Raw genomic sequence first — 26,738 nt, forward strand, 5'->3', positions numbered from 1 at the left:
CAAGCAGAGCCGCCGCCCTCACGTTTTTAATTGTTCGACGGCTTGCTTATCGTCCATACTTCGCGCCATGCGCATATACGGGCCGACCGGCTTTTCATCGACGCGCTTTTTTTCCTCGCCCGGACGGATTTGCCGGGCGCTCGCTTTGATCCTTTGGTCGCTGGCGCCCATTGAGGCCCGCGCCGATCCGCAAAAGGTCTGGGCGACCGGAGCCTACTCCTTTTCCGACGAACTCGGCGGCTTCCGCATCACCAGCGCCTCGGGCATCGGGACAAAGGAGGACCCACTTGTCATCACCGAAGAGCTGAATTCGGCAACACCGGTGACACTGACCATCCGCACGACAAAGCCGATCCAGCCGTTCGGCACCGCGGGCCAATTTGCCAACGGCCTCATGTATATGCGCATCGACGTGCTCAACAACAGCGGCCAGGCCTGGGTCGAGTTCCAGTTCGAACTTCAGGAGATGCTCCACCGGCCGAGTGTGTTCGGCGACGGCCTGTCCTTCGACCAGCGCAACAAGACGCCTGACAACATCTGGTCGAGCAGCTTTGCCGATTTCGATCGCGACTTCGAACCCTATGACCGGCTGCTGTTCAAAAGCGGCAAGATCGACCCACTGAGGACGGCAAGCTTCGATTACCTGATCACCGACTACACGCCGCGCTGGACGTTCTATCTCGTGCAGGATCCGCGTATACCGTCGAGCTGACATACTTCGTCATTCTAGGGCGAAGCAGGAGCGAAGCGACGTCGCGGAGACCCTGGAATCCATGCCGTGGCTGCCGCCGAAGAATGTGACGGCCCAGAATGAAGGCTGTTTTTGGCTCCGCCTCCGCTCACAGGGATCTGCACCGCTGCGGCGCTCCAATGTTACGGCATGGATCCTGGGGTCTTCGCAACGTCGCTTCGCTCCTGCTCCGCCCCAGGATGACGAAATCATGAAGCATCGCGCCAATCACGATGTTGCAAATTCCTGCCGCGCGGCCGAATGTGAAGCATGACTGCCGTTTCCCGAGACAACCGACCTGATATCGCGGACCTGCTGGCCTTCTACGCTAGCGCGGGCGTCGATGAAGCGCTCGAAGAGGAGCCGCTGAACCGGTTTGCCGAGGCTGCGTCAAAGCCGCCTGAGCGGGCGCCAGCGACAGTTAGGCAGCCAACTGGTGAAAACGCCGCACTGCCGCGCTCGACGAGCGTGGCACGCGCCGAAATGGGCGAAAGGCAAGTTGCGGCACCGGTAGCCCGCGCGCCGTCCGGGGCGGCGACCGTGCCCGACGAGCAGCAAGCCGCCTTAGCGCGCCAATTGGCGACGACCGCGGCAACCCTGGACGAGCTTCGCCAGCACATGGCGGCATTCGACGGCTGCAATCTCAAATTCACCGCCAAGAACCTGGTGTTCGCCGACGGCAATCCGAATGCCGCTGTCATGCTGGTCGGTGAGGCGCCCGGCCGCGACGAGGACATCGAGGGATTGCCGTTCGTCGGCCGCTCGGGCCGGCTGCTCGACCGAATGCTGGCCGCGATCGGCCTCGACCGGACGTCGGCCTACATCGCCAATGTCATCCCCTGGCGGCCGCCGGGCAACCGCACCCCGACACCGCACGAGACCGAGATCTGCCGGCCGTTCATCGAACGGCAGATCGAGCTGGTCAATCCGAAGGTGCTGGTCAACCTGGGCGGCCCCTCGGCAAAGACGCTTCTCAACACCAGCGAGGGCATCCTGCGGCTGCGCGGCAATTGGCGCGTCCACACGACCGCCTCCGGCATTGCCATTCCCGCCATGCCGACCCTTCACCCTGCCTATCTGTTGAGAACTCCCGCGCACAAGAAACTGGCCTGGCGGGATTTCCTTGAAGTGAAGGCGAAGTTGCGGGCGCTGGGTTGACGACCAGCGTTTCCTCGCCCCGCAAAGCCGGGAGAAGCGCTATAACCTGCCCGGTAATTGAAAAGCGTCCGCCGCCGACCTAGTCATATCGCCATGACAGCATCCCAGACTTCCGCCGGCAGCCTCATTCGCGAATGGCGCACGCGCCGGCGCATGAGCCAACTCGATCTCGCGATGGAAGCCGAAATCTCGCAGCGGCACCTGAGCTTCGTGGAAAGCGGCCGTGCGGCACCCTCTCGCGACATGGTGCTGCATTTGGCCGAGCAGCTATCGATCCCGCTCAGGCAGCGCAACCAGCTTCTACTGGCGGCGGGCTTTGCGCCTAGCTTCAGCGAGCGTTCGCTCACCGATGCCTCGCTGGCGCCGGCGATGGCGGCCGTCGAGATCGTGCTCAAGGGGCACGAACCCTTCCCGGCGCTGGCCGTCGACCGGCACTGGAACCTGGTATCGGCGAACGCTGCTATCGGCCCATTCTTGGCCAATGTCGCCGAGCCCTCGTTGCTGAAGTCCCCGGTCAACGTGCTGCGCCTCAGCCTGCACCCGGGTGGCGTCGCGCCGCGCATCGTCAACCTCGCCGAATGGCGCGCGCATCTCCTCGACCGGCTGAAACACCAGAACGACGCCTCAGGCGACCCGGTCCTGGTCGAATTGGAACGCGAGCTCCGGACCTATCCGTCCGGCCTGAGCGGCGCGCGGCCGGTGCCGGTCGAGCCTAACGCGATCGTGCACCCGCTGCGGCTTGCCCATGGCGATGCCGTGCTGTCGTTCATCAGCACGATCACCGTATTCGGCACACCTCTCGACGTGACGCTGTCAGAGCTGGCTATCGAGTCCTTTTTCCCCGCCGATGAACAGACAAGGACGGTGCTGGTGCGATTGGCGAAGGAGCGGGCGGAGCCGTCCTGACTATCCTTGCGGCGGGGTCGCCTGGCGGGTGCGGGCACGTTCGAGGCCAAGCTGGCGCTCACGCCAGATGATGAAGATGCCGGCGGCGACGACGATCAGGCCGCCAATGAGCATATGAACCGTCGGGACGTCGCCGAAGGCGAGATAGCCGACGACAATGCCAAGCAGCATCGAGGTATACTCGAACGGCGCTACGACCGAAGCCTCGGCATGGCGATATGCTGCCGTCATCAGAATCTGAGCGACCCCGCCGCAAAAACCTGAAAGAACCAGAAGACCCGCCTGCACCGGCGTCAGCGCCTGCCAGCCGAACGGCAGCGAAAGCAGCGCCAGGACGCTCGCCGTCACCGAAAACCACAGCACGATGGTTGCCGTCGGCTCGCTCTGGACGAGATTGCGCACCAGCAGCATGGCTACGGCCGAGATCGCTGCCGCGACCAGGGCGGCGATGACGCCGAGCACCTCCTGATCGCCGAGTGCTGCACCCGAACTCAGCAGGGTCAGTTCCGGCCATGAGATGACCAGCACGCCGACCAGTCCGACGGCAACCGCGCTCCAGCGATAAACCCGGATCGTTTCGCCCAGAAAGATCGAACTGAACACCACCACCAGCAGCGGCTGTGCGTAGTTCAGCGTGATCGCTTCCGGCAGCGGCAGCCGCGTCAGCGCGAAGAAGCCGAGGCCCATGGCGCAGACGCCGACAACGCCGCGCGCAATGTGGTTGAGCGGGCGTTTGGTCGAAAAGCCGGTGCGGAGCTTTCCCTGGAATGCCAGGAAGACGATGATCGGAAAGATGGCGAAAAAGGAGCGGAAGAAGACGATCTGGCCCGCCGGCACGGTGCCCGCCGCCTTGATGCAGGACGACATGCCGACAAAGACCGCCACCGACACGATCTTGAGCATGATCCCGGTGAGCGTGTTGTGCCCACCGGAGTGATCCGAAAGACTCACTTACCAGCTGCTTCTTCGATTGCTGCCCAGATGCGCGCCGGCGTCGCCGGCATGTCGATGTGTTTGATGCCGTAGGCGCGATAGAGCGCATCCGTCACCGCGTTGAGCGCGGCAGGCGTTGCGCCGATCGTGCCCGCCTCACCTGCCCCTTTGATGCCGAGTGCATTGGTGGTCGAGGGCACGTTGCGGGTTTCGAAATGGAAGAACGGAAAATCGTCGGCGCGCGGCATGGCATAGTCCATGAAGCTCGCTGTCAACAGCTGCCCGTCCTCACCGTAGATCGTGTTCTCGGTCAGCGCCTGGCCGATGCCCTGGACGACCCCGCCATGCACCTGTCCGGCCAGCAGGATCGGGTTCACGGTGACGCCGAAATCGTCGACGATCGTATAGCGGACAATCTCCGTCATACCGGTGTCGGGATCGATCTCGATCTCGCAGATGTGGGTGCCGTTCGGGTAGGTGCATTCGTCCTGGACGAATTCGCCAAAACCCTTGAGATCGTCCGGGTCCTTGGCGGCCTTGGCGATGCTCGAAAAATCGATGGTGCGGTCGGTGCCGACGATGCGGGCAACGCCCTTGGACAATTCGATGTCGCCGGCCGAGGTCTCCAGCTCATCCGCGGCGATGCGCTTGATCTTGTTGGCCAGATCCTCGCCTGCGCGAGACGCCGATACGCCGCCCAGGGGAATGGAGCGCGAGCCGCCTGTGCCGCCGCCGGCCTTCAGCTCGTCAGTGTCGCCTTGGCGGACATGTATCTTGTCGATGTCGAGATGGAGCTTTTCAGAGAGGAATTGCGCATAGGCGGTCGCGTGTCCCTGCCCGTTGGTCTGGGTGCCAATCTTCAGCGTCACCGTGCCGTCGCCGTTCAGTTCGACAAAGGCCGGTTCAGAGCCCGCAAAGGCACAGGCCTCGATATAGGTCGCCATGCCGATGCCGCGGATCTTGCCAGCCGCCTTCGACTGCGCCAGCCGCTCCGGAAACGCCTGCCACTCCGCCTGTTCGATGGCACGGTCCATATGACCTGCGAATTCACCAGTATCGTAGAGGCGGTCTGTCTGTGTGCGATAGGGGAACTGCTCAGGCCTGATAAAATTGCGCCGGCGGATCTCTTCGACGGGAAGGCTGAGATCGTGGGCGCAGGCATCGACGAGCTTTTCCAGCAGGAATGCCGCTTCCGGCCGGCCGGCGCCGCGATAGGCGTCGACCGGGCAGGTGTTGGTGTAGAGGCCGGTCACCGAAACGTCGAGCGCCTGGATGTCGTAGACGCCGGTCGACATTGTGACGCCGATATAGGGGATGAACGGGCCGTATTGAGAGACATAAGCGCCGATATTGGCGAGAAGGTCGACCCTCATGCCGAGAAAGCGGCCGTCCTTGTCCATCGCCATTTCAGCCCTCACGACATTGTCGCGGCCTTGTGCATCGGTGAGGAAGTGCTCGGTGCGGTCGCCGGCCCATTTGACCGGACGGCCAAGCCGCCTGGCTGCCTCGAGCACCAGCGGATACTCGCGATAGACGAAGGTTTTCGGCCCGAAGCCGCCACCGACATCCGGCGTGATGACGCGCAGCTGGTCCTTCTTGATCTTGAACACGCCGGCCAGAATGGATTGCATGGAATGCACGCCTTGCGAACCCGTCGTCAGCACGAAGCGGTTCTCTTGCGTGTTCCACTCGCCGATCGCCGAACGCGGCTCCATGTAATTGCAGACCAACCGGTTGTTGATGAATTCGATCCGGGTGACGTTGGCAGCCTTGGCGAATGCTGCTGCGGTCTTCGCCTTGTCGCCGATGTGATAGCTGAAGGCGCGATTGGAGCCGAGTTCCGGCCAGACCAGCGGCGTGCCTTTATCAAGCGCCGTGGCGGTAACGGACGCGGCATCTTCGCCACCGTAATCGACCTCGATCAGTTCGGCCGCGTCCTGCGCCAGCGCGCGGCTGTCGGCGACGACGAAGGCGACGGCATCGCCGACGTAATTGACGCGGTCGCGGCAAAGGATCGGAATGTCGCGGGTCGGCGCCTTGGTGCCGTCCGGCTGTCTCTGCATGGCGCCGGATTTCAGATTGCCAAGATGAGCAATATCCGCACCGGTCAGCACCAGGTGGACGCCAGGTGCGGCCCTGGCCGCCTCGGTCGAACCGACGGTGAAGCTTGCCTTGGCCGCCGGCGAGCGCAGGACGTAGCCGTGCAGGAGCCCGACGGGCTGGATGTCATCCGTATAACGGCCGAGACCCTTGATGAAGGCCTGGTCCTCGCGACGCAGCACAGAGGCGCCCATGCCGAATTTCGGTGTGACGACGGTCATCGGTACCTCGCGGTGATGATTGGAGAACGAGTGCCTGAAATAGGCATTGCGCCAGTTTTGTCGAGTGACGGTTTCGTGTAAAGAGCGCGGGCTTCAAATTACTTGGACCAGCGGACCCACTTGCCGCTTAGGGAATCGACAGGAAACCCACGGAATGCGCACGGACACCGGCCAGGTCTTCAAGCTCGAAGACTATCGCCCCACCGACTATCTCATTCCGGAAACCAGCCTGACTTTCCGCCTGTCGCCAGAGGCCACCCGCGTCGTTGCCGTGCTGACGGTCGAACGTCGCGGCGGCATAGCGGCGTCGGTGCCTCTGGTGCTGGATGGCGATGGCCTGACGCTCACCCGCGTCGCAATCGACGGCCGCACACTTGCGCCGCCGGATTTTTTTGCCACGCCCGATCAGCTGACGATCACCGCGCCGCCCGCAGCACCCCGCTTCCAGCTCCTGATCGAAACCGAGCTGGCGCCGGTACACAACGAAGCCCTGATGGGCCTCTATCGCTCCAGCAATGTCTATTGCACGCAATGCGAGGCCGAGGGCTTTCGACGCATCACCTATTTTCTCGACCGTCCTGACATCCTGTCCGTCTATACGGTGCGCATCGAGGCGCTGCGGCATGAGGCGCCACTGCTTCTTTCCAACGGCAACCCGGCGGGCAGTGGTGAACTTGCCGACGGCTGGCATTATGCTAGATGGCACGACCCCTTCCCCAAGCCGTCCTATCTGTTCGCGCTGGTGGCAGGCGCGCTCGGCAAGGTCGCTGACAGCTTCGTCACGCTGTCCGGCCGCGAGGTCGAGCTCGGCATTTATGTCGAGCCGGGCAAGGAAGGGCTCGCCGGCTATGCCATGGACGCCCTGAAACGGTCGATGAAATGGGACGAGGAGGCGTTCGGCCGCGAATACGACCTCGACGTCTTCAACATCGTTGCCGTATCCGACTTCAACATGGGCGCGATGGAGAACAAGGGCCTCAATATCTTCAACGACAAATATGTGCTGGCCGACCAGGAGACCGCGACGGACGCCGATTTCGCCAATATCGAGGCGATCATCGCGCATGAGTACTTTCACAATTGGACTGGCAACAGAATCACTTGCCGCGACTGGTTCCAGCTTTGCCTGAAGGAAGGACTGACGGTTTTTCGCGATCACGAGTTTTCCGCCGACCAGCGCTCGCGAGCGGTGAAACGCATTGCCGAAGTGCGCACGCTCAGGGCGCATCAGTTTCCCGAAGATCAGGGACCTCTGGCGCATCCGGTGCGGCCGCGACGCTACCGCGAGATCAACAATTTCTACACCGCGACGGTCTACGAAAAGGGCTCGGAAGTCGTGCGCATGATCCGCACCATTCTCGGCGCCGAGACGTTCCGGGCCGGCCTGGACCTCTATTTCGAGCGCCATGATGGCAAGGCTGCGACGATCGAGGACTTCATCAAAGTGTTCGAGGATGCGTCCGGCCGCGACCTGTCGCAATTTTCGCTTTGGTACCATCAGGCGGGCACGCCCAATCTGACGATCAGTTCGACGCACAATCCGGCAGCCCAGGAATTCACGCTGGAGATCGAGCAGTCGGTGCCGCCAACGCCGTCCGAAAGCCGCAAGCGGCTGATGCATATTCCGTTGGCCTTTAGCCTGGTCGGCGCCGATGGCAAGGCGATAACCTTCAGCAGTGTCGAGGGCGCCAGCGTCGAGGACGGTGTCATCCATATCCGCAAGCGCCGGCACATGGTGCGCTTTTCGGGCGTTGCCGAGCGCCCGGCATTGTCGCTCAACCGAGGCTTCTCGGCGCCGGTGACGCTTTCCGTCGAGCAGAAGCCCGACGATCAGTTCTTTCTTGCCGGCCACGACGACGATACCTTCTCACGCTGGCAGGCGTTCAACACGCTTTTGACCGACGCGCTGATATCAGCCTTCCGCCAGGTCCTCGGCGGCAAGCGGCCTGGTTTCGCATCACGGCTGACCAAGCTCGCCGGCAAAATAGCCGGCGACGGGACACTCGAGCCGGCCTATCGGGCGCTGGCTCTGGCGCTTCCGAGCGAAGCCGACATCGCCCGTGACATCGGCAAGAACATCGACCCCGATGCCATCTTCTCGGCTCGCGAGGCGCTGACGGCCGCGATCGCCGGAGCCAACCGAGAGATATTCTCCGATCTCTACGATCAGCTTGCCGACAAGGACACTTTCAGTCCGGATGCGGCAAGCGCCGGGCGCCGGGCCCTGCGCAACATCCTGCTCGACTATCTTTCGCTGCTGCCGGAAGGTGCTGCGCTTGCGGCTCGGCATTTCCAGTCCGCCACCAACATGACGGACCGCGCCGCTGCATTGACCGTGCTTGCGCTCCGTCACAGCGGTTCGCCCGAGGCGGTCAAGGCACTGGCCGACTTCGAAGTGAAATATGCGACCGATCCGCTGGTGATGGACAAATGGTTCCAGATCCAGGCCAGCGTGCCCGGCCCGAAAACCATCGATGCGGTGCGCGCTTTGACCGGCCATCCGGCGTTCTCGATGACCAATCCGAACCGGGTGCGTTCGCTCGTCGGCACGTTTTCCAGCGCCAACCAGACCGGCTTCCACCGCACCGACGGCGAAGGCTATCGGTTTTTCGTCGAAACGGTCCTGCAGGTCGAAAAGCGCAACCCGCAGTTGGCCGCCAGGCTGGCGACGGCCCTCAGATCATGGCGTTCGCTCGAACCTGCCCGTCAGGCCAAGGCAAGGGAAGCGCTGCTGTCGATTGGCAATGTCGAGAACCTGTCGGCCGATCTGCGGGATATCGTCGAGCGGACCTTGGCGTGAGGGTTCCCCTCCCCCTTGAGGGGAGGGTGGACAGCCGCCGAAGGCGGATGGACGGGTGGGGTCGCTGCGGCAGTGCGCGGCCTCGACCGACCCCACCTGCCTCGACCTTCGATTTAAAGACGGAGCGCTTCGCCGAGGACCCCTCTCGGCAACGGACCACACTCCCCTCAAGAGGGGCGGGATATCGGCGCTTTAGCCATTATTTTAGTCGATTTTTAATCTTTTTTCGCCGCGCCTCTGGACAAGGCGAATCACCTTTGATTCTTTAGCTGAAGATTCGGAAGTGCGGCGTCGCCGGATCGTCAAGCAGATTTGAAATCGGGGAGAGCCATTTATGGCGAAGGCGGACGCGTGGGGCGCGCCCGGAGGGACGGCTTTTGAGCGACGTGAGGCGAGACGAGACGGTCTCGCCGGTAACGCTCGGCTCATCGCCGAACCCGCCTACCGACGGCTCCTGGCAGCCGAGCCGTTGTTGCGCCGATCGATACCGGCCCTGATCATCGTTTTCCTGCTGGTCATCGCTGCGCTGCGGTTCTTGTCGCTGATGAACGAGCGCGACGACGTAGAACGCGACGCCAAGGCGATCCTCTCGCTCGCGGCGGGCCAACTGGCCAGTTCGATTACCGTCAATGCCAACCTGACCTCAACGCCTGGGGCGACGCAAGACCTGTTGGAGGGCATTAGCCGTCTGGGCGCCATGGGCCGCAGCCACGTGCTTGCGGTCACCGACGGCGCGTTCAAGATCGTTGCCGTGACACCGCAATCGACGGGCTGGAAGGGGCGGTCGCTCGACGCCATAGCCCAGGGCGGTCAACCGTTATTCATGTTCGGCGACCGCGCCGGGGTGATGGAGGTCAGCATCGGTGGCCAGGACTGGTATGCGGCGATGAGCCTGGCAAATGCCAGGAACGGTGCTGCCGCAGCGCTCGTTCCGCAGGAAGCGGTCTTCGAGGCGTGGCGAAAGACCGTTTCGCTCAACGTCACCCTGTTTGTGCTGACAGCCGGCGTGCTGATCATCGTCCTCTACGCCTATTTCGGCCAGGCGGCGCGCGCCCAGGCCGCCGACCGCATTTATCTCGAAGCGCACCAGCGCATCGATATGGCGCTGGTGCGCGGTCGCTGCGGCCTGTGGGACTGGGACATGGTGCGTGGCAAGATGTACTGGTCGCGCTCGATGTATGACATGCTGGGCTACGAGCCCTGCGACACGATGCTGTCGTTCGGCGAGGTCGACGAGATCATCCATCCCGAGGATGGCGACCTGTTCCAGCTCGCCAACAGAATCGTCGCACGCGAGATCGATCACATCGACCAGGTGTTCCGGATGCGCCATGCCGACGGACAATGGGTGTGGATGCGCGCAAGGGCGCAGGTCATCGACCCGGAAGCGCCGGAGATCCAGTTGATCGGCATTGCCGTCGACGTCACAGAGCAGCGGCACCTGGCGCTGCGCTCCGAGGCAGCGGATCTTCGCCTGCGAACGGCTATCGAAAACATCAACGAATCCTTCGTGCTCTGGGATTCGACCCAACGTCTGATCATGTGCAATTCCAAGTACCAACAGGACAATGGCCTGTCGGATCGCGATGTGATGCCGGGCGCCTCGCGCACCGTTCTGGAAGAACGCATGCTCGCCTTCGCGTCGGAGCGCCGGCTTGCCAATCTCAACGGGCAGCAAGGCGGCGTGACCTTCGAGCGGCAGCTTGCCGATGGGCGCTGGCTGCAGGTGAACGAGCTTCGGACCAGGGACGGCGGCACCGTCTCGGTCGGCTCGGACATCACCCAGATCAAACTGCACCAGGAGAAGCTGGTCGACAGCGAGCGCCGGCTGATGGCGACGATCCACGACCTCAGCCTTGCCCGCCGGGCGGAAGAAGAGCGGTCGCGCGAGCTGGTCGAGCTCAATCGCAAATACATGAAGGAAACCGAGCGCGCCGAGGCCGCGAACCGGGCCAAATCCGAATTCCTGGCCAACATGTCGCATGAGTTGCGCACGCCGCTCAACGCGATCATCGGCTTCTCGGAGCTGATGGAACAGGCGCTGTTCGGGCCCTTGGGTTCGCCGCGCTACGAGGAATATGCCACCGACATCAACGGCAGCGGCAAATATCTGCTGGGCGTCATCAACGACATCCTCGACATGTCGAAGATCGAGGCCGGCCAGTTTTCGATGGATCAGGAAGAAATCGACCTCTGTCCGCTGATGAGGGAAACGGTGCGCGTCATCTCGCTGCAGGCGGCGGAAAAGTCGATCACCGTCGAAACCCGCATCCCCGATTCACTGACGCTGTTCGCCGATCGCCGGGCGATCAAGCAGATCATCATCAACCTCCTGTCGAACGCGGTGAAATTCACCGGCCAGGGCGGCCGCATCGCGGTAAGGGCCCGCAACACATCCAGCGCGCTGGTGCTGACGATCGAAGACAATGGCTGCGGCATCCCGAAGGAGGCGCTGAGCAAGCTCGGGCGGCCGTTCGAACAGGTGCAGAACCAGTTTTCCAAGAGCCATGCCGGCTCCGGCCTTGGCCTTGCCATTTCACGCTCGCTGGCCGAGCTTCAAGGCGGCGCCCTGAAAATCCGATCCACCGAAGGCGTTGGCACGATCGTGTCGGTGCGCATTCCGATCAAGAGGTCGACGCAGCCGGTCAGGGCCGCCGCCTGACCCTCTGTTGTCGTGAAATGGTTGGAATTTTCGGGAGCACCGGAGGGCCAGCGCCCGGTGCTATTCGAAACAGCCGTTTGGCGTTGTGCCGTCAGGATCACTTCGCACGGAGCAGAAGATCGAAATCCTTTCTGACCTTTTGCGACGTCTCCTTGAGGTGCGCTTCCAGCACACCGAAATCCGGCAGGTCGGTGACCGCCAGAAGCAGATCCGAGAGCCCCGGCGGCACGTCGTCCCGTTCGAATACGCCGGTGAGGCAGAGCCGCGTCATCTGGGTCAGCGCCAGATAGAGCGCATAGGCATTGCAAAGCTCCTGCCTGACCTGGGCGTCGGCGAAATCCGGCGCCAGCCTCGACAGGACTTCCGCTGTCCCGGTAACACGGCGGCCGGCTTCAATCTTTCCCGTGATCGCCGCCACCTGGGCGATGAATTCGAGATCGATGAGACCGCCGGGGATCAGTTTGATGTCCCAGAGATCGCGCGGCGGCTTCTCCTTCTCGATCATCGCACGCATCTCGGACGCCTCGGCCATCACCTTGGCGCTGTCGCGCGGCAGGGCAAGTACCGCTGCCACCTCGGCCTCGACCTCGGCGCACAGCGCTTTATCGCCACCGATCGCGCGAGCCCTGGAGAGCGCCATATGCTCCCATGTCCAGGCGTCCTTGCGCTGGTACTTCTTGAAGGCATCGACATGAGTGGCCACCGGCCCCTTGTTGCCGGACGGCCGAAGACGAAGGTCGAGCTCGTAGAGAACGCCCTCGGCGGTCGGTGCGGACACGGCCGATATCAGCCGCTGCGTCATCCTGGAGTAATAGTGGGACGGGGCGAGCGGCTTGTCGCCGTCGGATTCTTCGGCATCGGTGTCGTGATCATAGAGCAGGATGAGGTCGACGTCGGAGCCGGCCGTCAATTCGCGGCTGCCGAGCTTGCCCATGCCGAGCAGCGCAACAGTGCCGCCGGCGATGCGACCGTGGCGGAGCGCGAACTCGGCGATCACTGCCCGCAGCGCCGCATCGATGGTGAGATCGGCCAGATCGGAAAAGGCGTGGCCGGCGCGGGCCGAATCGATCGAGCCGGCAAGCAGCCTGACGCCGATCAGGAATTTTTGCTCGGACGCAAAGATGCGCAAGCGGTCGAGCACGTCCTCATAGGCCCTGTCGCCTTCGAGGAAGGCAGCGAGACGCGCCGAGAGATAGGCGCGGTCCGGCAGTTCGGTCAAAAGGGCCGGATCCAGAAGACCATCGAACACATGCGGCCGGCGCGTGATGATAGCGGCCAGCCGAGGAGCCGCGCCCATGATCGTGGCCAGCAGCTTCAGCAGGGCTGGATTGGACTGCAGCAGCGAGAACAGCTGGATGCCGGCGGGCAGGCCGGCGAGGAATTCGTCGAAGCGTATCAACGCCTCGTCTGCCCGGCGCGTCTGGCCGAAGGACTGCAGCAGCGCCGGCGTCAGTTCGGTCAGCCGCTCGCGCGCTTCGGCCGACTGGGTGACGCGATAGCGGCCGAAATGCCAGCCGCGGATAACACGGCAGATGTCACTCGCCCGCTGGAATCCCAGGCTTTGCAACGTCCGCAAGGTGTCGGGATCGTCGACATCGCCAGTAAAGACCAGGTTGCCGATGCCCGCCGAAAGCTCGGGCGCGGTTTCAAAAAGTGCGGCGTAGTGGCGTTCAACCTGATGAAGTGCGGCACGGAACGCCTTGGCAAAGGCCGTGGCATCGGCAAAGCCGAGCATACGTGCTATGCGTTCAAGCCCTTCGTCATCTTCCGGCAGTATATGCGTCTGCTCGTCGGCGATCATCTGGATGGCATGCTCGACGCGGCGCAGGAACCAGTATTGCCCTGCGAGCGCGTCGCACGCCTCGGCCGTGATCCAGCCGCGTGCCGCAAGCTGGCCAAGCATCGGCACGGTTTCGCGGCCGCGCAGCTCGGGGAAGCGGCCGCCGGCGATGAGCTGCTGGGTCTGGACGAAGAATTCGATCTCGCGAATGCCACCGCGGCCGAGCTTGACGTTGTGGCCCTTCACCGCGATCTCGCCATGCCCCTTATGGGCGTGGATCTGGCGCTTGATCGAATGAACGTCGGCAATCGCCGCGTAGTCCATGTATTTGCGCCAGATATAGGGCTGGAGCTCCTTCAGGAACGCAGCACCGGCGGCGAGATCGCCGGCCACCGGACGCGCCTTGATCATGGCGGCGCGCTCCCAGTTCTGGCCGCGCGCTTCGTAGTAGCGCAGTGCGGCCTCGACCGGGATCGCCAGCGGCGTCGAACCAGGATCGGGACGAAGCCGGAGGTCGGTGCGGAAAACATAGCCGTGTTCGTTGCGGTCCTGGAGTATGCGGACCAGCCGGCGCGTCAGGCGCGAAAACAGCTCCGTCGCATCGAGCGGATCGATGACGGCAGGCGCCTGCGGGTCGAAGAAAACGACGAGATCGATGTCGGAGGAGAAGTTCAGCTCATGCGCGCCAAGCTTGCCCATGCCGAGCAGTATCCAGCCCGATTGGCGCGCCGGATCCTCGGGATCCGGCAGTTTGAGCTTGCCCTGTTCGTGCGCGTCGCGAAGCAGGAAGTCGACAGCGGCGCGGGTGCAGGCGTCGGCAAGATCGCTCAGCCGCCGCACTGTGATGGCGGTTTCAGCCTCGCCTGCAAGATCGGCCAGCGCGATCAAGACATGGGCTTCCGCTTTCCATTGGCGCAATTCCATCATCAGGCGGCTTTCGGAGATGGCTTCGCCTCGCGAGGCTTTGTCGATCGCTGCGCCGATCGCAATCAGCCGGGCCTCGACCGTCCCATCGAAAAGCGCATCGAGAATCTCAGGGCGGCGGCGCACTGTGTCGCGCAGAAACGGCGACAGGTCGAACACCGCGGCGAGGAAATCCTGGGCGGCGCCCCTGCCGGCCAGGAATTTCGCCAACCGGGTAAGCCCCTCCTCCTGCGCGGTGGAAGCGATCTCAGACAATTCCCGCCGGGCTTGGCTCTGATCCAGGGGCACAAGCTTTGCGACCGGCTTCAAGAGCCGGTTGGTCTGTTCCGCAGCCGCCTTCACTGGCATCAGCGATCCTCCCGTCCGGGAAAGCTCATGACTACCGACAATCCAGGATTGCCCGGCAGAAGATCGAGCCGCCCGTTGTGGAATGTCATAATAGCCTTGGCGAGACTGAGGCCCAGGCCGGAGCCCGGCTGCGAGCGACTTTTTTCCAGCCGCACAAAACGCTCGGTCACCCTGGCGCGATCGGCATCGTCGGGAATGCCCTGGCCATTGTCGGAGACGGAGAGCTTGATCTCGCTGCCGGCGCGTTCAAGCGCAACGCGAACGGTGGGCCTGGCGGTTGAGTCGGTCGAATATTTGATCGCGTTGTCGACAATATTCGACAGTGCCTGGCCGATCAGCTCACGATTGCCTTCGACGACGAAGGCGCCCTGCACCGAAGTATCGAGTGTTACCCCCGCCTCCTCCGCCACCGGCTCGTAAAGCTCGACGACATCGCGCACGGAGGCGGCCAGATCGACCCGGCTGATGCTTTCGGAGGAATAGCCCGCTTCCAGCCTGGAGATCATCAGGATGGCGTTGAAGGTCTTTATCAGCTGGTCGGATTCCGCAATGGTCGCTTCCAGCGCCTGCCGGAAGTCGGTGGTCTTGTGCTTGCCGGAAAGCGTCGCCTCGGCTCGGTTGCGCAGCCTGGTCAGCGGTGTCTTCAGATCGTGGGCGATGTTGTCGGAGACCTGCTTCAGCCCTTCGTTGAGCGTGGCGATCCTAGCCAGCATGGAATTGAGGTTTTCGGAGAGACGATCGAACTCGTCGCCCGCGCCGGTGACCGGCAGCCGGCCGGAGAGATCGCCGCCCATGATGCGGCGGCTCGCTTCCGACACCGAGTCGATACGCTTCAGCGCCGCGCGCCCGACAAAGAACCAGATCAAAAGCCCGCCGAGTCCCATCATGCCCAGCGCCAGCATCAGCGCGCGGCGGATGACGGCGCGGAATCGCTCCGGCTCGCCGAGGTCGCGGCCGACCAGCATGATCATCTGATTGGGCAGGCGCAGCACCAGCGCGATAGCGTTATGTCCCTTCTCGCCTTCCGCCTGGATTTCACTCTCGCCGGATTGCGTCTCATTCTCGTCGGCCACCGGGTTGCGTTGCCGCTCCAGCGCGCCCTCGCCGAAGCGCCGGTAGGAGAACGGACGAGTGGTCCAGCCCTCTGCCTCGAGAACGCCCGGCTCCAGGCTCTGCACGTTTCCGGTCAGGATCTGGCCGTTGGCATCGGCAATCAGGTAGAGATTGGCGCCGGGCTGGCGGGAACGCTGCTCGACCACACGCACCAGAACCGGCAGGCCGCCGCGCTGATAAGCCCGGGCGAGGCCGAGCACTTCGTCGTTGATGGTCTCCTGCGTCTGCGCGGTCAGCATGCGCGCCGACAGAGAGGTCATGTAGAAGACGAGCAGCACCGCGCAGATGGCGAACAAGAGGAGATAGAGCGCCGAAAGCCGCGCTGCCGTCGTCTTCATGATGGCAGGCATGGAAAGAGCCATGCTAGCCGCTCTTGAGCATATAGCCGGCGCCACGAACCGTATGTAGGATCGGCTTGTCGAAGCCCTTCTCGATCTTGCCGCGCAGCCGCGAGACGTGAACGTCGATGACGTTGGTCTGCGGATCGAAATGGTAGTCCCAGACATTTTCCAGCAGCATGGTGCGCGTCACCACCTGGCCGGCATGGCGCATCAGATATTCGAGCAGGCGGAACTCGCGCGGCTGCAGCGTGATCTCGCGCGTTGCGCGTCGCACCGAATGCGAGAGCCTGTCGAGCTCTAGATCGCCGACCCGATAGACAGTTTCGGCTTCCCTGGCGCTGGCCCGGCGGTTCAACACCTCGACCCGGGCCAGAAGCTCGGAAAAGGCATAGGGTTTGGTCAGGTAGTCGTCGCCGCCTGCACGCAAGCCGGTGACCCGGTCGTCGACTTCGCCGAGCGCCGACAGGATCAGCACCGGCGTCGTGTTACCTCTGGAGCGCAGGCCGGCGATGACCGACAGGCCGTCGCGGCGCGGCAACATGCGGTCGACGACCATCACGTCATAGTCGCCGGAATCAGCGAGCGCGAAGCCGGTTTCGCCGTCGCCGGCGACATGGGCGGTGTGTCCGGCCTCGGTGAAGGCTTTCTGGAGGTAATCGGCCGCTTCGCGATCGTCCTCTATGACGAGAATCTTCATGGGACCGTTATACGCGATTTCTCTGGAAGATTGAGTGGCCGGCATATGCATCGTGGCCTCACCTGAGCGTATCGCGAACAAAGTGATTCAAGGATACGCGGTAAGTCTTTGTTTTGGAACGCCGTCGCCGCAATGACACCGGCTCCCTCGGCGCAAGATCGAAGCAGGCTTTCGGGCGGCATGTTCTGTGGTTTGAGCGGCAGCGGGCGATGGGAGCCCGCTGCCGCTGGGGCGGAACACGATGACTGACTGACAAACTATCCGGCCCCGTACTTTCCCGTGCGGCGGCTCGGGATATTTGAAACCGCCGCACCGGAAACGTCTGGGGCGTCAGCCCTTGGCGACAGGCAGCGCGACGAAGCGGTTGCTGTCGTCGCGGCTGATCTGCATCAGCACCGCCTTGCGGCCCGACTTCACCGCATCGGCCATTGCCTTGGCGACGTCGTCGGTGCCATTCACCTCCGTGGAATTGACCGAGGTGATGACGTCGCCGGGCTGGATGCCACGATCGGCGGCATCGCTGTCGGGGTCGACATCGGTCACCACAAGCCCTTTGCCATCGTCGGATCTGGTGACGGTGAGGCCGAGATCGGCCAGCGTGTCGGCCTTTGGCGGAGCGGAAGGCTGCTGGTCGGACGAGGCCTGCTTGTCGCCCGAAGGCAGCGTGCCGAGATCGACCTTGACGGTTTCACTCTTGCCGTCACGCCACACGGTGACGTCGACCGATTTGCCGGGTTGGTAGGCGCCGATCAGACGGGCGAGTTCCTTCGGCGAAGCGACGTCCTTGCCGTCCACCTGAGTGATGACGTCACCGGCTGATATACCGGCCTTCTTGCCGGGACCATCGTTCTGGGCGCTGGAAACGAGCGCGCCCTTGTCGGACTTCAGCCCCAGCGATTCGGCGATTTCGGAGGTGACCGGCTGGATCTCGACGCCGAGCCAGCCGCGCTGGACGGTGCCGCCCTTCATCAGATCCTGCACGACCTGTTTGGCGGTCGAGGCGGGGATGTCGAAGGCGATGCCGACGCTGCCGCCGGACGGGGAGAAGATCGCGGTGTTGATGCCGATGACCTGGCCGTTGAGGTTGAAGGTCGGGCCGCCCGAATTGCCGCGGTTCACCGAGGCGTCGATCTGGATGAAATCGTCATAGGGGCCGGCGCCGATGTCGCGGCCACGGGCCGAGACGATGCCGGCGGTGACAGTGCCGCCGAGGCCGAACGGATTGCCGACGGCCACGACCCAGTCGCCAACGCGAACCTTGGAATCATCGGCGAAGTCGACATAAGTGAACTTGCCGTCGCCTTCGACCTTGAGCACTGCGAGATCGGTGCGCTGATCCGTGCCAACCAGCTTGGCGTCGAGTTCCTTGCCGTCATGCATCACCACCGTGAAGGACGATCCATCTCCGACGACATGGTTGTTGGTGACGAGGTAGCCATCCTCAGAGATGAAAAACCCGGACCCCTGGGCGATCGGCCGCGGCTGGCGGTTGTGGTCACGGCGTCCGAAACGCCGCATTCCATCCTGGCCATCCTGATCGCCAAAACCACGGAACTCCCTGAAGAAACGGCGCAATTGCGGATCGTCGGGAAGGTTGCCGAAACCGTCGAGTGGATCGGAGCCGTCGTCAGCGGTCGATTCGATCTTGGCCTTGACGCGGACACTGACGACCGCCGGCGAAACACGCTCGACGACATCGGCGAAGCTCGGGACCTGCGGCGCCTCGACTCGCACGGCTTCGGCCATAACCGGGGCTGTCCCAGTGGCAACCGCGCCGAAGCCGATCGCGCCGGCAACGGCTACTGAAGCGACGGCGGCGAGCAGGCGTTTGCGGGTGCGGGGATATGAATTGGGGGCAATATTCATGGGTGACGTATCCTCTTTCAAGGGATGCGCTTCGGTCGGCATCCTCAGGCAACAGAAATAGAGAGGCGCACATTACGGCGCCATTTCCGGTGCATGAAACTTTCGTAATGTATTGGCACGAATCCCTTGGTTGCGCCCGCCCGTTGCCTTATGTTGTACACAGTTCAGCACAAGGCTTTCACTATGACCGCAAGCGCCACCATGACGATCCGGGTTTCGTCCGAAACCAAGCTGAAGCTGGAGCGGATCGCTGCCGACACTCGGCGCAGCAAATCCTTCCTCGTGGCCGAGGCGATATCAGCCTATGTCGATCGCGAGCTTGAGATTATCGAAGGCATCAAACGTGGCATGGCCGACCTGGCAGCTGGCCGTGTCGTGCCCCACGACGAAGCTATGGCGGAAATCGACGCCATCATCGAAGCAGCGGAAGCCAAGCGCGCGGACAGGGCGTGAAGCGGTTCGTCACCTGGTCGCGAGAAGCGCTGGACGACATCAAACAGCAAATCGCCTTCATCGCGCGGGACAATCCAGCCGCTGCCAGACGCCTTGCGGGTTGCATTCGCGACACGGGTCGCGGTCTTGGCGACATGGCGACGGGCCGGCCTGGCCGGGTAACAGGCACTTATGAGAAGCCAATCAGCCACCTACCCTACGTCGTTGCCTATGAGCTGCGGCCGATCGCCGGACGTGAGAGCGTCGTTATCTTGCACGTCATTCACACGTCGCGAGACTGGCCGCCGGAGGAATGGCCGAGTTAGTTACCCAGCATCTTGTCCAACGCTGCCTTCTCCTCGGCGGTGAGCACGGCCGCAGGCGCTGAGCGGCGCGAGCGGGCGCCGAGCACGATGAAGGCGCTGCCGACAAGCAGCAGGAACACCGGCGTGCCCCACAACAGCGCATTGCGCAGGCTGAAGCGCGGCTTCAACAGCACGAACTCGCCATAGCGGGAAACGATGTAGTCCATCACCTGCTGGTCGGTATCGCCGACGACGAGGCGCTGGCGCACCAGCACGCGCAGGTCGCGGGCAAGGTCGGCATCGGATTCGTCGATCGACTGGTTCTGGCAAACCATGCAGCGCAGCTCCTCCGAAAGCGTCCGCGCCCGCGCCTCAAGTGCCGGGTCGCCCAGAACCTCGTCGGGCTTCACCGCAAGTGCGGCGCCGGCAAACAACAGCGTCAGCAGAAGGATCAGCGAGGCCAGCGAGAATCTTGCGGTCATGGCAGGCTCGCGGAAGGCACGGCGCCCGTCGACTTGCGGCGGCGCGCCGGTGCCCCGACACGCAGGCGCCGGTCCATGAGCGACATCGCAGCACCTGCCATCATGACAAGGCCGCCGCCCCAGATCAGCGTCACCAGCGGCTTCCACCACAGCCGCACCACAACGGAGCCATCGGCCCCCTCGTCGCCAAGCGAGAGGTAGAGTTGGCTGAACCCCATCGTCTTGATACCGGACTCGGTCGTCGTCATCTGTCGGACTGGATAGGAGCGCTTGGATGAGGTGATTACGGCTCTAGTGTTTCCATCAGCGCCGAGCAGGGCGAAGCGGCCGCGATCCTCGCTGTAATTAGGCCCCTGGGCTGGATAAAGCCCTTCGAAACGCAGCGTATGGCCGGACAATTGCACGGTCGCGCCCGCGTGCATCGACAGGATCTTCTCGGTGCCGAAGCAAAGTGTACCGACGATGCCCAGCGTCGTCAGCCCGAGGCCTAGATGGGCGAGCCCCGTCCCGAAGACCGAGCGCGGCAGGCCGGCGAAGCGCCTGAGCATAATGCCGGGCGCGACAGTGCCAAGGCCGGATTTGACGGCTATATCGGTGAGCGCGCCGCAGATCAGCCAGAAGGCCAGGCCGACGCCAAGCGCCGCGAACACCGAGGCGCCATCGATGAACAAGGCCGTCACCAGCGTGGCCAGAAGCGCTGCGGCGAAGGCCGCCATCAGGCGTTGAGCGACAGCGAAGACGTCGCCGCGCTTCCAGGCCAGAAGCGGCCCGAACGGGACCACGACCAGAAGCGGCACCATCAGCGGGCCGAACGTCAGGTTGAAGAACGGTGCGCCGACCGAAATCTTGTCGGCTGAAACGGCCTCGACCGCCAACGGATACAGCGTGCCGATCAGCACGGTGGCGGTGGCCGTAGTCAGGAACAGATTGTTAAGGACCAATGCCCCTTCGCGCGAGATCGGATGAAACAGGCCGCCGGCCGTCAACCGGGAGGCGCGAAAGGCGAACAACGCCAAAGATCCGCCGATGAACAGCATAAGGATGCAGAGAATGAACACGCCGCGCGTCGGATCGGTGGCGAAGGCGTGGACGGAAGTCAGCACACCCGAGCGCACCAGGAAAGTGCCGAGCAGCGACAGCGAGAAGGTCAGGATCGCCAGCAGCAGCGTCCAGATCTTCAGGGCCGAGCGCTTTTCCATGACAATCGCCGAATGGAGCAGCGCCGTGCCCGCCAGCCATGGCATGAAGGAGGCGTTCTCGACCGGATCCCAGAACCAGAAACCACCCCAGCCAAGTTCGTAATAGGCCCAGTAGGAGCCCATGGCGATGCCGCCGGTCAGGAACATCCAGGCGACCAGCGTCCATGGCCGCACCCAGCGTGCCCAGGACGCGTCGATGCGGCCTTCGATGAGAGCTGCTACCGAGAAGGAAAAGCAGATCGAGAAGCCGACATAGCCGAGATAGAGCAGCGGCGGATGGATGGCGAGGCCGAGATCCTGCAGGATCGGATTGAGATCGCGGCCCTCGATCGGCGCCGGATTCATCCTGGCGAACGGATTGGACGTCGCCAGGATGAACAGGAAGAAGGTGACGCCGATCGCCCCTTGCACGGCCAGCACGTTGGCCCGAAGCGTCGCGGGAAGATTGCTGCCGAAAACGGCGACGAGCGCGCCGAAGAAGGTCAGGATCAGCGCCCAGAGCAGCATCGAGCCCTCGTGATTGCCCCAGGTGCCGGTGATCTTGTAGATCAGCGGCTGCAGCGAATGCGAGTTGTCCCAGACGTTAGCTACCGAAAAATCGGACGTTGCATAGGCTATCGTCAGCGCCGCAAACGACAGCGCGGTCAAGGCAAAGCCCGTCACCGCGACCGGTCCGCCGACGGCCATCATCTTCTGATTGTTCATGCGCGCGCCGAACAACGGCACCAGCGTCTGTACCAAGGCCAGCGCGAACGCCAGGACCAGCGCGAAATGTCCGGTTTCAACCAAGGCCGTTACTCACTTTTGCTCTCCTGCCACACGCCCTTGGCCTTGAGGCCGTCGGCCACCTCCTTGGGCATGTAGTTCTCGTCATGCTTGGCCAGCACGCTGTCGGCGACGAAGACGCCATCCGAACGAAACGTGCCTTCGGTGATGACGCCCTGCTCCTCGCGGAAAAGGTCGGGAAGAATGCCGGTGTAGGTGACCTTGACCTGCTTCTGGTTGTCGGTCACCGAAAAGGCGACGGTGGCTCCCTGGCCGCGCTCGATCGTGCCTTTTTCGACGAGGCCGCCTAGCCTGATGCGCTGGCCGGGCTGCAGGCTGGCGGTGGTCAGATCGGCGGGCATGTAGAAATACGAGGCCTTCTGGCCGAGCGCATAGAAGGTCAGTCCCGTCGCGGCACCGAGAAAGGCCAACCCTCCAGCGATCACCGACACTCTTTTCTGCTTGCGCGTCATGTTCTACTCCGTCGCCGTCAGGCCAAGCGAGACGGCAAAGGCGGTGAATTTCTTCGCTTCGTCACTATCGGAACCAAAAACGGCGATACCGCGATTGAGCGCGTCACGTGCCTGATCGGCCTTGCCCAGCACGGCATATGAACGAATAAGCTGCATCCATCCTTCCGCATCGCGCGGGTTTTGCCGCAGTTTTTCATCAAGTCCCGCGACCATCGTGTTGATCATCGTTTCCCTGTCCTGCGGCGACATCGACGAGGCGGCATCGACATCCCCGGTGCTCGGGCCCTTTGCAGGCTCTCCTGAAGCGACGCTCCGCTTGGCGGATTCGGCAAGCGCCTGCTCGACGGCGCTGCGCCAGGTTGAGTCCTGCGGCAAGGCGCCAAGCATTTTCTGCCAGGCCGCCGTCGCCTCCACAATGCGGCCTTCCTGCGCCATGCCCATCGCGAGATAAAAGCTGGCCTTCGGATTTGCCGGATCGAGCTTCAACGCCGCCTCGAAAGCGGCCTGAGCGTCGGCCGAAACAATGCCGCCCGCCGCATTGGCGATCGCCTCGCCGAGACCGGCACGCCGAGCGGCGCTGTCGCCGTCGAGGCGAATGGCGTTGCGATATGCCGTCACCGCGTCGGAGAACCGCTGCATGCGCAGATAGATCGGCGCCAGAACGTCCCAACCCCTGCCATCGGACGGATTGGCGGCGAGATGGGCCTCGGCACGTGCCACCAGCTCCTCGACGGAACTGTCGGCGGGATTCTTGGCCAGCCGCTCGCTGAGCGGCTGCGAAGGCAGATCGGGCGAGCCAAGCTGGCTGTACAAGCCCCAACTGACCAGCGGAACCACCAGCACGGCTGCGGTCGCAACCAACCTGGTCGCCATCGACGGCTGCCGCGCCGCGGCCTTGTCGGCCGGATCGGAATTGTCCAGGCGCAGGATGCGGCGGGCGATTTCGGCACGCGCTTCTTCGGCCTCGGCCGGCTGGATCAAGCCACGCGCCACATCTCGGTCAAGCTCCGACAGCTGGTCGCGATAGACTTCAAGGTCGTGCTCGCTGCTCGCCGAACCACCCTTTGGGCCGCCGGCCAGCGGCAGCAGAACCGCCAGGCTTGCACCCAGGGTGAGAACGGCAGCTATGACCCAGAACAGCATGCTTCTTCCAATAGCGGCAGAGCCCCGCCCTGCCAACACAGGCATCCTGCGACGCTTTGACGGCAAGCGCGCCGCAAGTCCATGGTTGATATCAACCGAACTATCCGGCCGGTCGCTATGTCAGCGGCGTCCAACTGCCATCGGCGTTGCGGCATGCGGTCCCGCGCGCGGTGGCGCCGGCGGCACCGGTAAAGACCGTGTGGGTGTACTGCCGACAGTCCTGCGAGCCGACACGATAGGGCTGGGCGGGCACGACTTCACCATAATGCGTCGAACGATCGCTCTTCCACGTCACTTTCTGACCGCTCGTGGTGTACTCGAGCGCCTTGTATTCAGCCTCCAGCGCCTTGCGTTTTTCGGGGTCGGTCAAGCCGGTACCAACCGATCCGCTGACGAGGCCTCCCCCCATCGCGGAAATGATCGTCGTCGCGATCTTGCCGCTACTTGGCGGCGTCGCGGCAGGCTGTGGCGCGACCGTGGCGCCCGGGCCTTTGCCCAGCGTCGTGCAGCCGGAAACGGCCAGCAGTACGGAAACGAGCGCGACGCGAATCTTCATGCCAACAACCGGTTTTCTTGAGTTAGAGCTGAGAGCCGCGCAATCGGGGAGGTCGGCGTGGACATAGTGTTGATGTTTGTCGGAAATTTGGCCGCGACCGACGGCTCCGGGACCAATCGACAAGCCGCCATATCACGCATCGCCGATCAATTGTCGATTTGCCCCTGCAGGCATCACTGAAGGCTCCGCAATTGAACCACCGCCTTCAATCCGCCCATGCCCGACCGTTCCAGAGCCAGAACGCCTCCATACTCGTTGACGAGGTCGGCGACAATGGCAAGACCAAGCCCAGTCCCCGGCTTGGTCTCGTCGAGGCGGCGTCCGCGCTTCAGCGCCTCGCGGGCCTTGTCTTCGGGAATGCCTGGGCCGTCATCCTCGATGCTGATCTCGAACAGATTGGCAGCAGCGTCCTTGCCAGCGCCACTCTTCTTGCCTGAGACTGGTGTCACCGACACCGCGACCGCGCTCTTTGCCCATTTCATGGCGTTGTCGAGTAAATTGCCAAGCAATTCTTCCAGATCCTCACGTTCGCCGGCAAAGACGATGTCGACTGCCGGCAACGAAAGCGAGAGAGTGGTCTGCGGGTTGAGTTTTTGCAGCACGCGCACCATGCGCTCGACCAGCGGTGTCACCGGCGTACGATAGACGACGCTGTCGCGCTGCGCCGCGACGCGGGCGCGCTGAAGATAGTGGTCAACCTGCTTCTGCATGGAGGCGGCCTGCTCGGCTATCAGCTTGCCCTTGGCGCCGCCGAGCGCCCGCCCCTCGTTGATCAATACCGCCAGCGGCGTCTTCAGCGAATGGGCGAGGTTGCCGACCTGCGTGCGCGAGCGCTCGACGATACGCTTGTTGTTTTCGATCAGTGCGTTGGTCTCGTTGGCGAGCGGTTCGATCTCAGCCGGGAAGCTGCCGTCCAGCCTTTGCGCGGTTCCTTCGCGCACCATGGCGAGAGCGTTCCTGACCCGGCGCAATGGCTGCAGGCCGAGCAGGATGGCGATGGCGTTGATGGCGATCATGCCGACGCCGAACAGCGAGAGATAGGTCAGCAGGCGACGCTGGAAAGCGTCGATTTCCTGCTCTAGCTCGGTCTGGTTACCCATGACACGGAAGCGTGCTGCGCGATTTTTCGCATCGAGAACGAATTCGCTCTCGAACACCTCCAACTCCTCGCCATTGATGCCTTCGGTGGCATAGCTGCGTTGGAAGCTGGCATTGAAAGGGACCTCGGCAACGCTTGGCGACGGGATCGTCTTCGTCATCGAGGAGGAGTGCAGATCACCTCGCACGCCTTCCGACGCAGGTTCCACCGACCAGTACCAGCCGGAATTCGGCTCCGAGAACCGGAGATCGCCAAGGTCGGGAGCACCGGTCAGCGAACCGCCTTCCGACACGCCGACCGAGCCGATCAGATTGAACAGATGCGCCGACAACAAGCTGTCGAAACCGCGTTCGTTCGCCTGGCGATAGAGCGTCGTGATCAACGTGAAGATGACGATCAGGGTGAGTATGGCCCAGACCGTGGAAAACGCGATCACCCGAAACGCCAGCGAACGCGGCCAGAACCGCAGTGAAAGCGGCGTCCTAGCAGTCTGTTTGAGCGGTTCCGCCTTACGCCTCCGGCTCACGCATTCGATAGCCCATGCCGCGAACGGTTTCTATCATGTCGATGCCCATCTTCTTGCGAAGCCGTCCGACAAAGACCTCGATTGTGTTGGAATCGCGGTCGAAATCCTGATCGTAGAGATGCTCGACCAGTTCGGTCCGGGACACCACCTCGCCCATATGGTGCATCAAATAGGCAAGCAGGCGGAATTCGTGCGACGTCAGCTTCAGCGGCACGCCCTCGACATCGGCCTTGGAGGCCTTGGTGTCGAGCCGCAACGGACCGCAGGTCAACTCCGACGACGCATGGCCGGCCGCGCGCCGGATGAGCGCTCGGACCCTGGCCAGCACCTCTTCGATGTGGAACGGTTTGGTGACATAATCGTCGGCGCCGGCGTCGATGCCAGACACTTTGTCGCTCCAGCGATCGCGCGCCGTCAGGATCAGGACCGGCATCTTGCGGCCGCCGCGCCGCCAGCGCTCGACCACGCTGATGCCGTCCATCTGCGGTAAGCCGATATCGAGCACGACGGCGTCGTAGGGTTCGGTGTCGCCGAGGAAATGCCCCTCCTCGCCGTCAAAAGCGCGGTCGACGACATAGCCTGCGTCGAGCAGCGCGTCCGATATCTGCCGATTGAGATCCTTGTCATCTTCGACGACCAGTACGCGCATGCGGGGATCAACACCTGTTGAAGAATTGGTCAGATATAGGCCGATTCCGGCGCACTGGGAAACGGCGGGATCAATTCTGCGGAACGACGATCTCGGTGCGGCGCGGCCGCTGTCCGTCCTTGCCCGGAACCAGCACGACGATGACGCAGACCGGCTGACCACCGCGGGTCGATTGCGATGCCTTGGCCAGCGTGCCGCCATTCTGCTCGGCAACCTGCTGACCGATCGCGTAGCAGTCGGAGGCAGCCAGGACGACCCGCCGCTTCTGCTCCGGCATGACGACCGGCAGCGCCGTCGCCTGCGACACGAACAGACCGGCCGCAGATAGCGCCAGTATCGCGGTTCGAAAGTGCGAGCGAAGCGTTCTCATGATCAGCGTTCTAACGCATCGGTGCTGAACGTGAAATGAACAGTGAACGCCTGCAGCACATGCCTCTCTTACCCCCTGAAATGCGAGACAACCGACTTCATGATTTCGCCGCTCCAACCCGGCGAATTCATCGACGCCCAGTCTAAACTGTGTTGCAGCC

At 63.2% G+C, this 26,738-nt stretch carries 21 protein-coding genes; 7 read left to right on the plus strand and 14 right to left on the minus strand.

From position 1 onward, the window contains the following. Positions 1–67: 67 nt before the first annotated feature. From AC0L26_RS24405 to AC0L26_RS24415, 3 genes are all read left to right on the plus strand, one after another. Positions 68–712, plus strand: a complete 645-nt coding sequence (locus AC0L26_RS24405) for a hypothetical protein (protein WP_473634887.1) — start codon at positions 68–70, stop codon at positions 710–712. 288 nt (positions 713–1,000) lie between these two features. Then, positions 1,001–1,888 carry a uracil-DNA glycosylase gene (locus tag AC0L26_RS24410; RefSeq protein ID WP_473634888.1) on the plus strand — a complete coding sequence of 296 codons (888 nt, stop codon included), beginning with the start codon at positions 1,001–1,003 and terminating at the stop codon, positions 1,886–1,888. Positions 1,889–1,981: 93 nt separating this feature from the next. After that, a complete protein-coding gene (locus tag AC0L26_RS24415) occupies positions 1,982–2,794 on the plus strand; it encodes a helix-turn-helix domain-containing protein (RefSeq protein ID WP_473634889.1) in 813 nt (270 codons plus the stop codon). Here AC0L26_RS24415 and AC0L26_RS24420 read toward each other — a convergent pair whose 3' ends face one another. Together AC0L26_RS24420 and AC0L26_RS24425 are read right to left on the minus strand one after the other, a co-directional pair. Next, positions 2,795–3,697 carry a DMT family transporter gene (locus tag AC0L26_RS24420; protein ID WP_352929835.1) on the minus strand — a complete coding sequence of 301 codons (903 nt, stop codon included), beginning with the start codon at positions 3,695–3,697 and terminating at the stop codon, positions 2,795–2,797. A gap of 44 nt (positions 3,698–3,741) precedes the next feature. Then, the gene (locus AC0L26_RS24425) at positions 3,742–6,048 is read right to left on the minus strand and encodes a xanthine dehydrogenase family protein molybdopterin-binding subunit (RefSeq protein ID WP_473634890.1); all 2,307 of its coding nucleotides are present in this window, start codon (positions 6,046–6,048) and stop codon (positions 3,742–3,744) included. Positions 6,049–6,202: 154 nt separating this feature from the next. Here AC0L26_RS24425 and pepN point away from each other — a divergent pair, with 154 nt between their 5' ends. Both pepN and AC0L26_RS24435 read left to right on the plus strand, forming a co-directional pair. Continuing rightward, positions 6,203–8,848 (plus strand): aminopeptidase N, encoded by a 2,646-nt coding sequence (gene pepN, locus AC0L26_RS24430; RefSeq protein ID WP_473634891.1) that lies wholly within the window; start codon positions 6,203–6,205, stop codon positions 8,846–8,848. Between the two features lie 334 nt (positions 8,849–9,182). Continuing rightward, complete coding sequence (locus tag AC0L26_RS24435; protein ID WP_473634892.1) at positions 9,183–11,510, plus strand: PAS domain-containing sensor histidine kinase; 2,328 nt, start codon at positions 9,183–9,185, stop codon at positions 11,508–11,510. Between the two features lie 97 nt (positions 11,511–11,607). Here the strand turns inward: AC0L26_RS24435 and AC0L26_RS24440 are convergent, their stop codons facing one another. The 4 genes from AC0L26_RS24440 to AC0L26_RS24455 form a co-directional block, all read right to left on the minus strand. Next, a complete protein-coding gene (locus AC0L26_RS24440) occupies positions 11,608–14,562 on the minus strand; it encodes a bifunctional [glutamine synthetase] adenylyltransferase/[glutamine synthetase]-adenylyl-L-tyrosine phosphorylase (RefSeq protein ID WP_473634893.1) in 2,955 nt (984 codons plus the stop codon). After that, positions 14,562–16,037, minus strand: a complete 1,476-nt coding sequence (locus AC0L26_RS24445; RefSeq protein WP_473634894.1) for a sensor histidine kinase — start codon at positions 16,035–16,037, stop codon at positions 14,562–14,564. Before AC0L26_RS24445 ends, AC0L26_RS24440 begins: the two co-directional genes overlap by 1 nt. Position 16,038: 1 nt before the next feature. Next, positions 16,039–16,713, minus strand: coding sequence for a response regulator transcription factor (locus tag AC0L26_RS24450; protein WP_352929073.1), 675 nt, complete (start codon positions 16,711–16,713; stop codon positions 16,039–16,041). A 330-nt stretch (positions 16,714–17,043) separates the two neighbouring features. Beyond that, positions 17,044–18,579 (minus strand): Do family serine endopeptidase, encoded by a 1,536-nt coding sequence (locus AC0L26_RS24455; RefSeq protein WP_473634895.1) that lies wholly within the window; start codon positions 18,577–18,579, stop codon positions 17,044–17,046. A 183-nt stretch (positions 18,580–18,762) separates the two neighbouring features. Here AC0L26_RS24455 and AC0L26_RS24460 point away from each other — a divergent pair, with 183 nt between their 5' ends. After that, positions 18,763–19,032: a CopG family ribbon-helix-helix protein gene (locus AC0L26_RS24460; protein WP_473634896.1), complete on the plus strand. Its 270-nt coding sequence runs from the start codon at positions 18,763–18,765 to the stop codon at positions 19,030–19,032. Beyond that, positions 19,029–19,337 (plus strand): type II toxin-antitoxin system RelE/ParE family toxin, encoded by a 309-nt coding sequence (locus AC0L26_RS24465; protein WP_473634897.1) that lies wholly within the window; start codon positions 19,029–19,031, stop codon positions 19,335–19,337. The genes AC0L26_RS24460 and AC0L26_RS24465 overlap by 4 nt, the downstream gene beginning before the upstream one ends. Here the strand turns inward: AC0L26_RS24465 and AC0L26_RS24470 are convergent. From AC0L26_RS24470 to AC0L26_RS24505, 8 genes are all read right to left on the minus strand, one after another. Next, a complete protein-coding gene (locus AC0L26_RS24470) occupies positions 19,334–19,798 on the minus strand; it encodes a cytochrome c-type biogenesis protein (RefSeq protein ID WP_473634898.1) in 465 nt (154 codons plus the stop codon). The genes AC0L26_RS24465 and AC0L26_RS24470 overlap by 4 nt on opposite strands. Continuing rightward, positions 19,795–21,786, minus strand: a complete 1,992-nt coding sequence (locus tag AC0L26_RS24475) for a heme lyase CcmF/NrfE family subunit (protein WP_473634899.1) — start codon at positions 21,784–21,786, stop codon at positions 19,795–19,797. The genes AC0L26_RS24470 and AC0L26_RS24475 overlap by 4 nt, the downstream gene beginning before the upstream one ends. 5 nt (positions 21,787–21,791) lie before the next feature. Next, complete coding sequence (ccmE, locus tag AC0L26_RS24480) at positions 21,792–22,235, minus strand: cytochrome c maturation protein CcmE (RefSeq protein WP_473634900.1); 444 nt, start codon at positions 22,233–22,235, stop codon at positions 21,792–21,794. Between the two features lie 3 nt (positions 22,236–22,238). Then, positions 22,239–23,378: a c-type cytochrome biogenesis protein CcmI gene (gene ccmI / locus AC0L26_RS24485; protein ID WP_473634901.1), complete on the minus strand. Its 1,140-nt coding sequence runs from the start codon at positions 23,376–23,378 to the stop codon at positions 22,239–22,241. A gap of 115 nt (positions 23,379–23,493) precedes the next feature. After that, entirely contained in the window at positions 23,494–23,934 is a 441-nt protein-coding gene (locus AC0L26_RS24490) for a hypothetical protein (RefSeq protein WP_352929084.1), read from the minus strand. Positions 23,935–24,107: 173 nt separating this feature from the next. Further along, on the minus strand, positions 24,108–25,559 hold the full coding sequence (locus tag AC0L26_RS24495; RefSeq protein ID WP_473634902.1) for an ATP-binding protein: 1,452 nt from the start codon (positions 25,557–25,559) through the stop codon (positions 24,108–24,110). Further along, complete coding sequence (locus AC0L26_RS24500) at positions 25,543–26,208, minus strand: response regulator transcription factor (protein ID WP_473634903.1); 666 nt, start codon at positions 26,206–26,208, stop codon at positions 25,543–25,545. Before AC0L26_RS24500 ends, AC0L26_RS24495 begins: the two co-directional genes overlap by 17 nt. 70 nt (positions 26,209–26,278) lie before the next feature. Beyond that, on the minus strand, positions 26,279–26,578 hold the full coding sequence (locus AC0L26_RS24505) for a hypothetical protein (RefSeq protein ID WP_473634904.1): 300 nt from the start codon (positions 26,576–26,578) through the stop codon (positions 26,279–26,281). Positions 26,579–26,738: the final 160 nt, after the last annotated feature.

The organism is Mesorhizobium sp. WSM4823 (assembly GCF_055811195.1).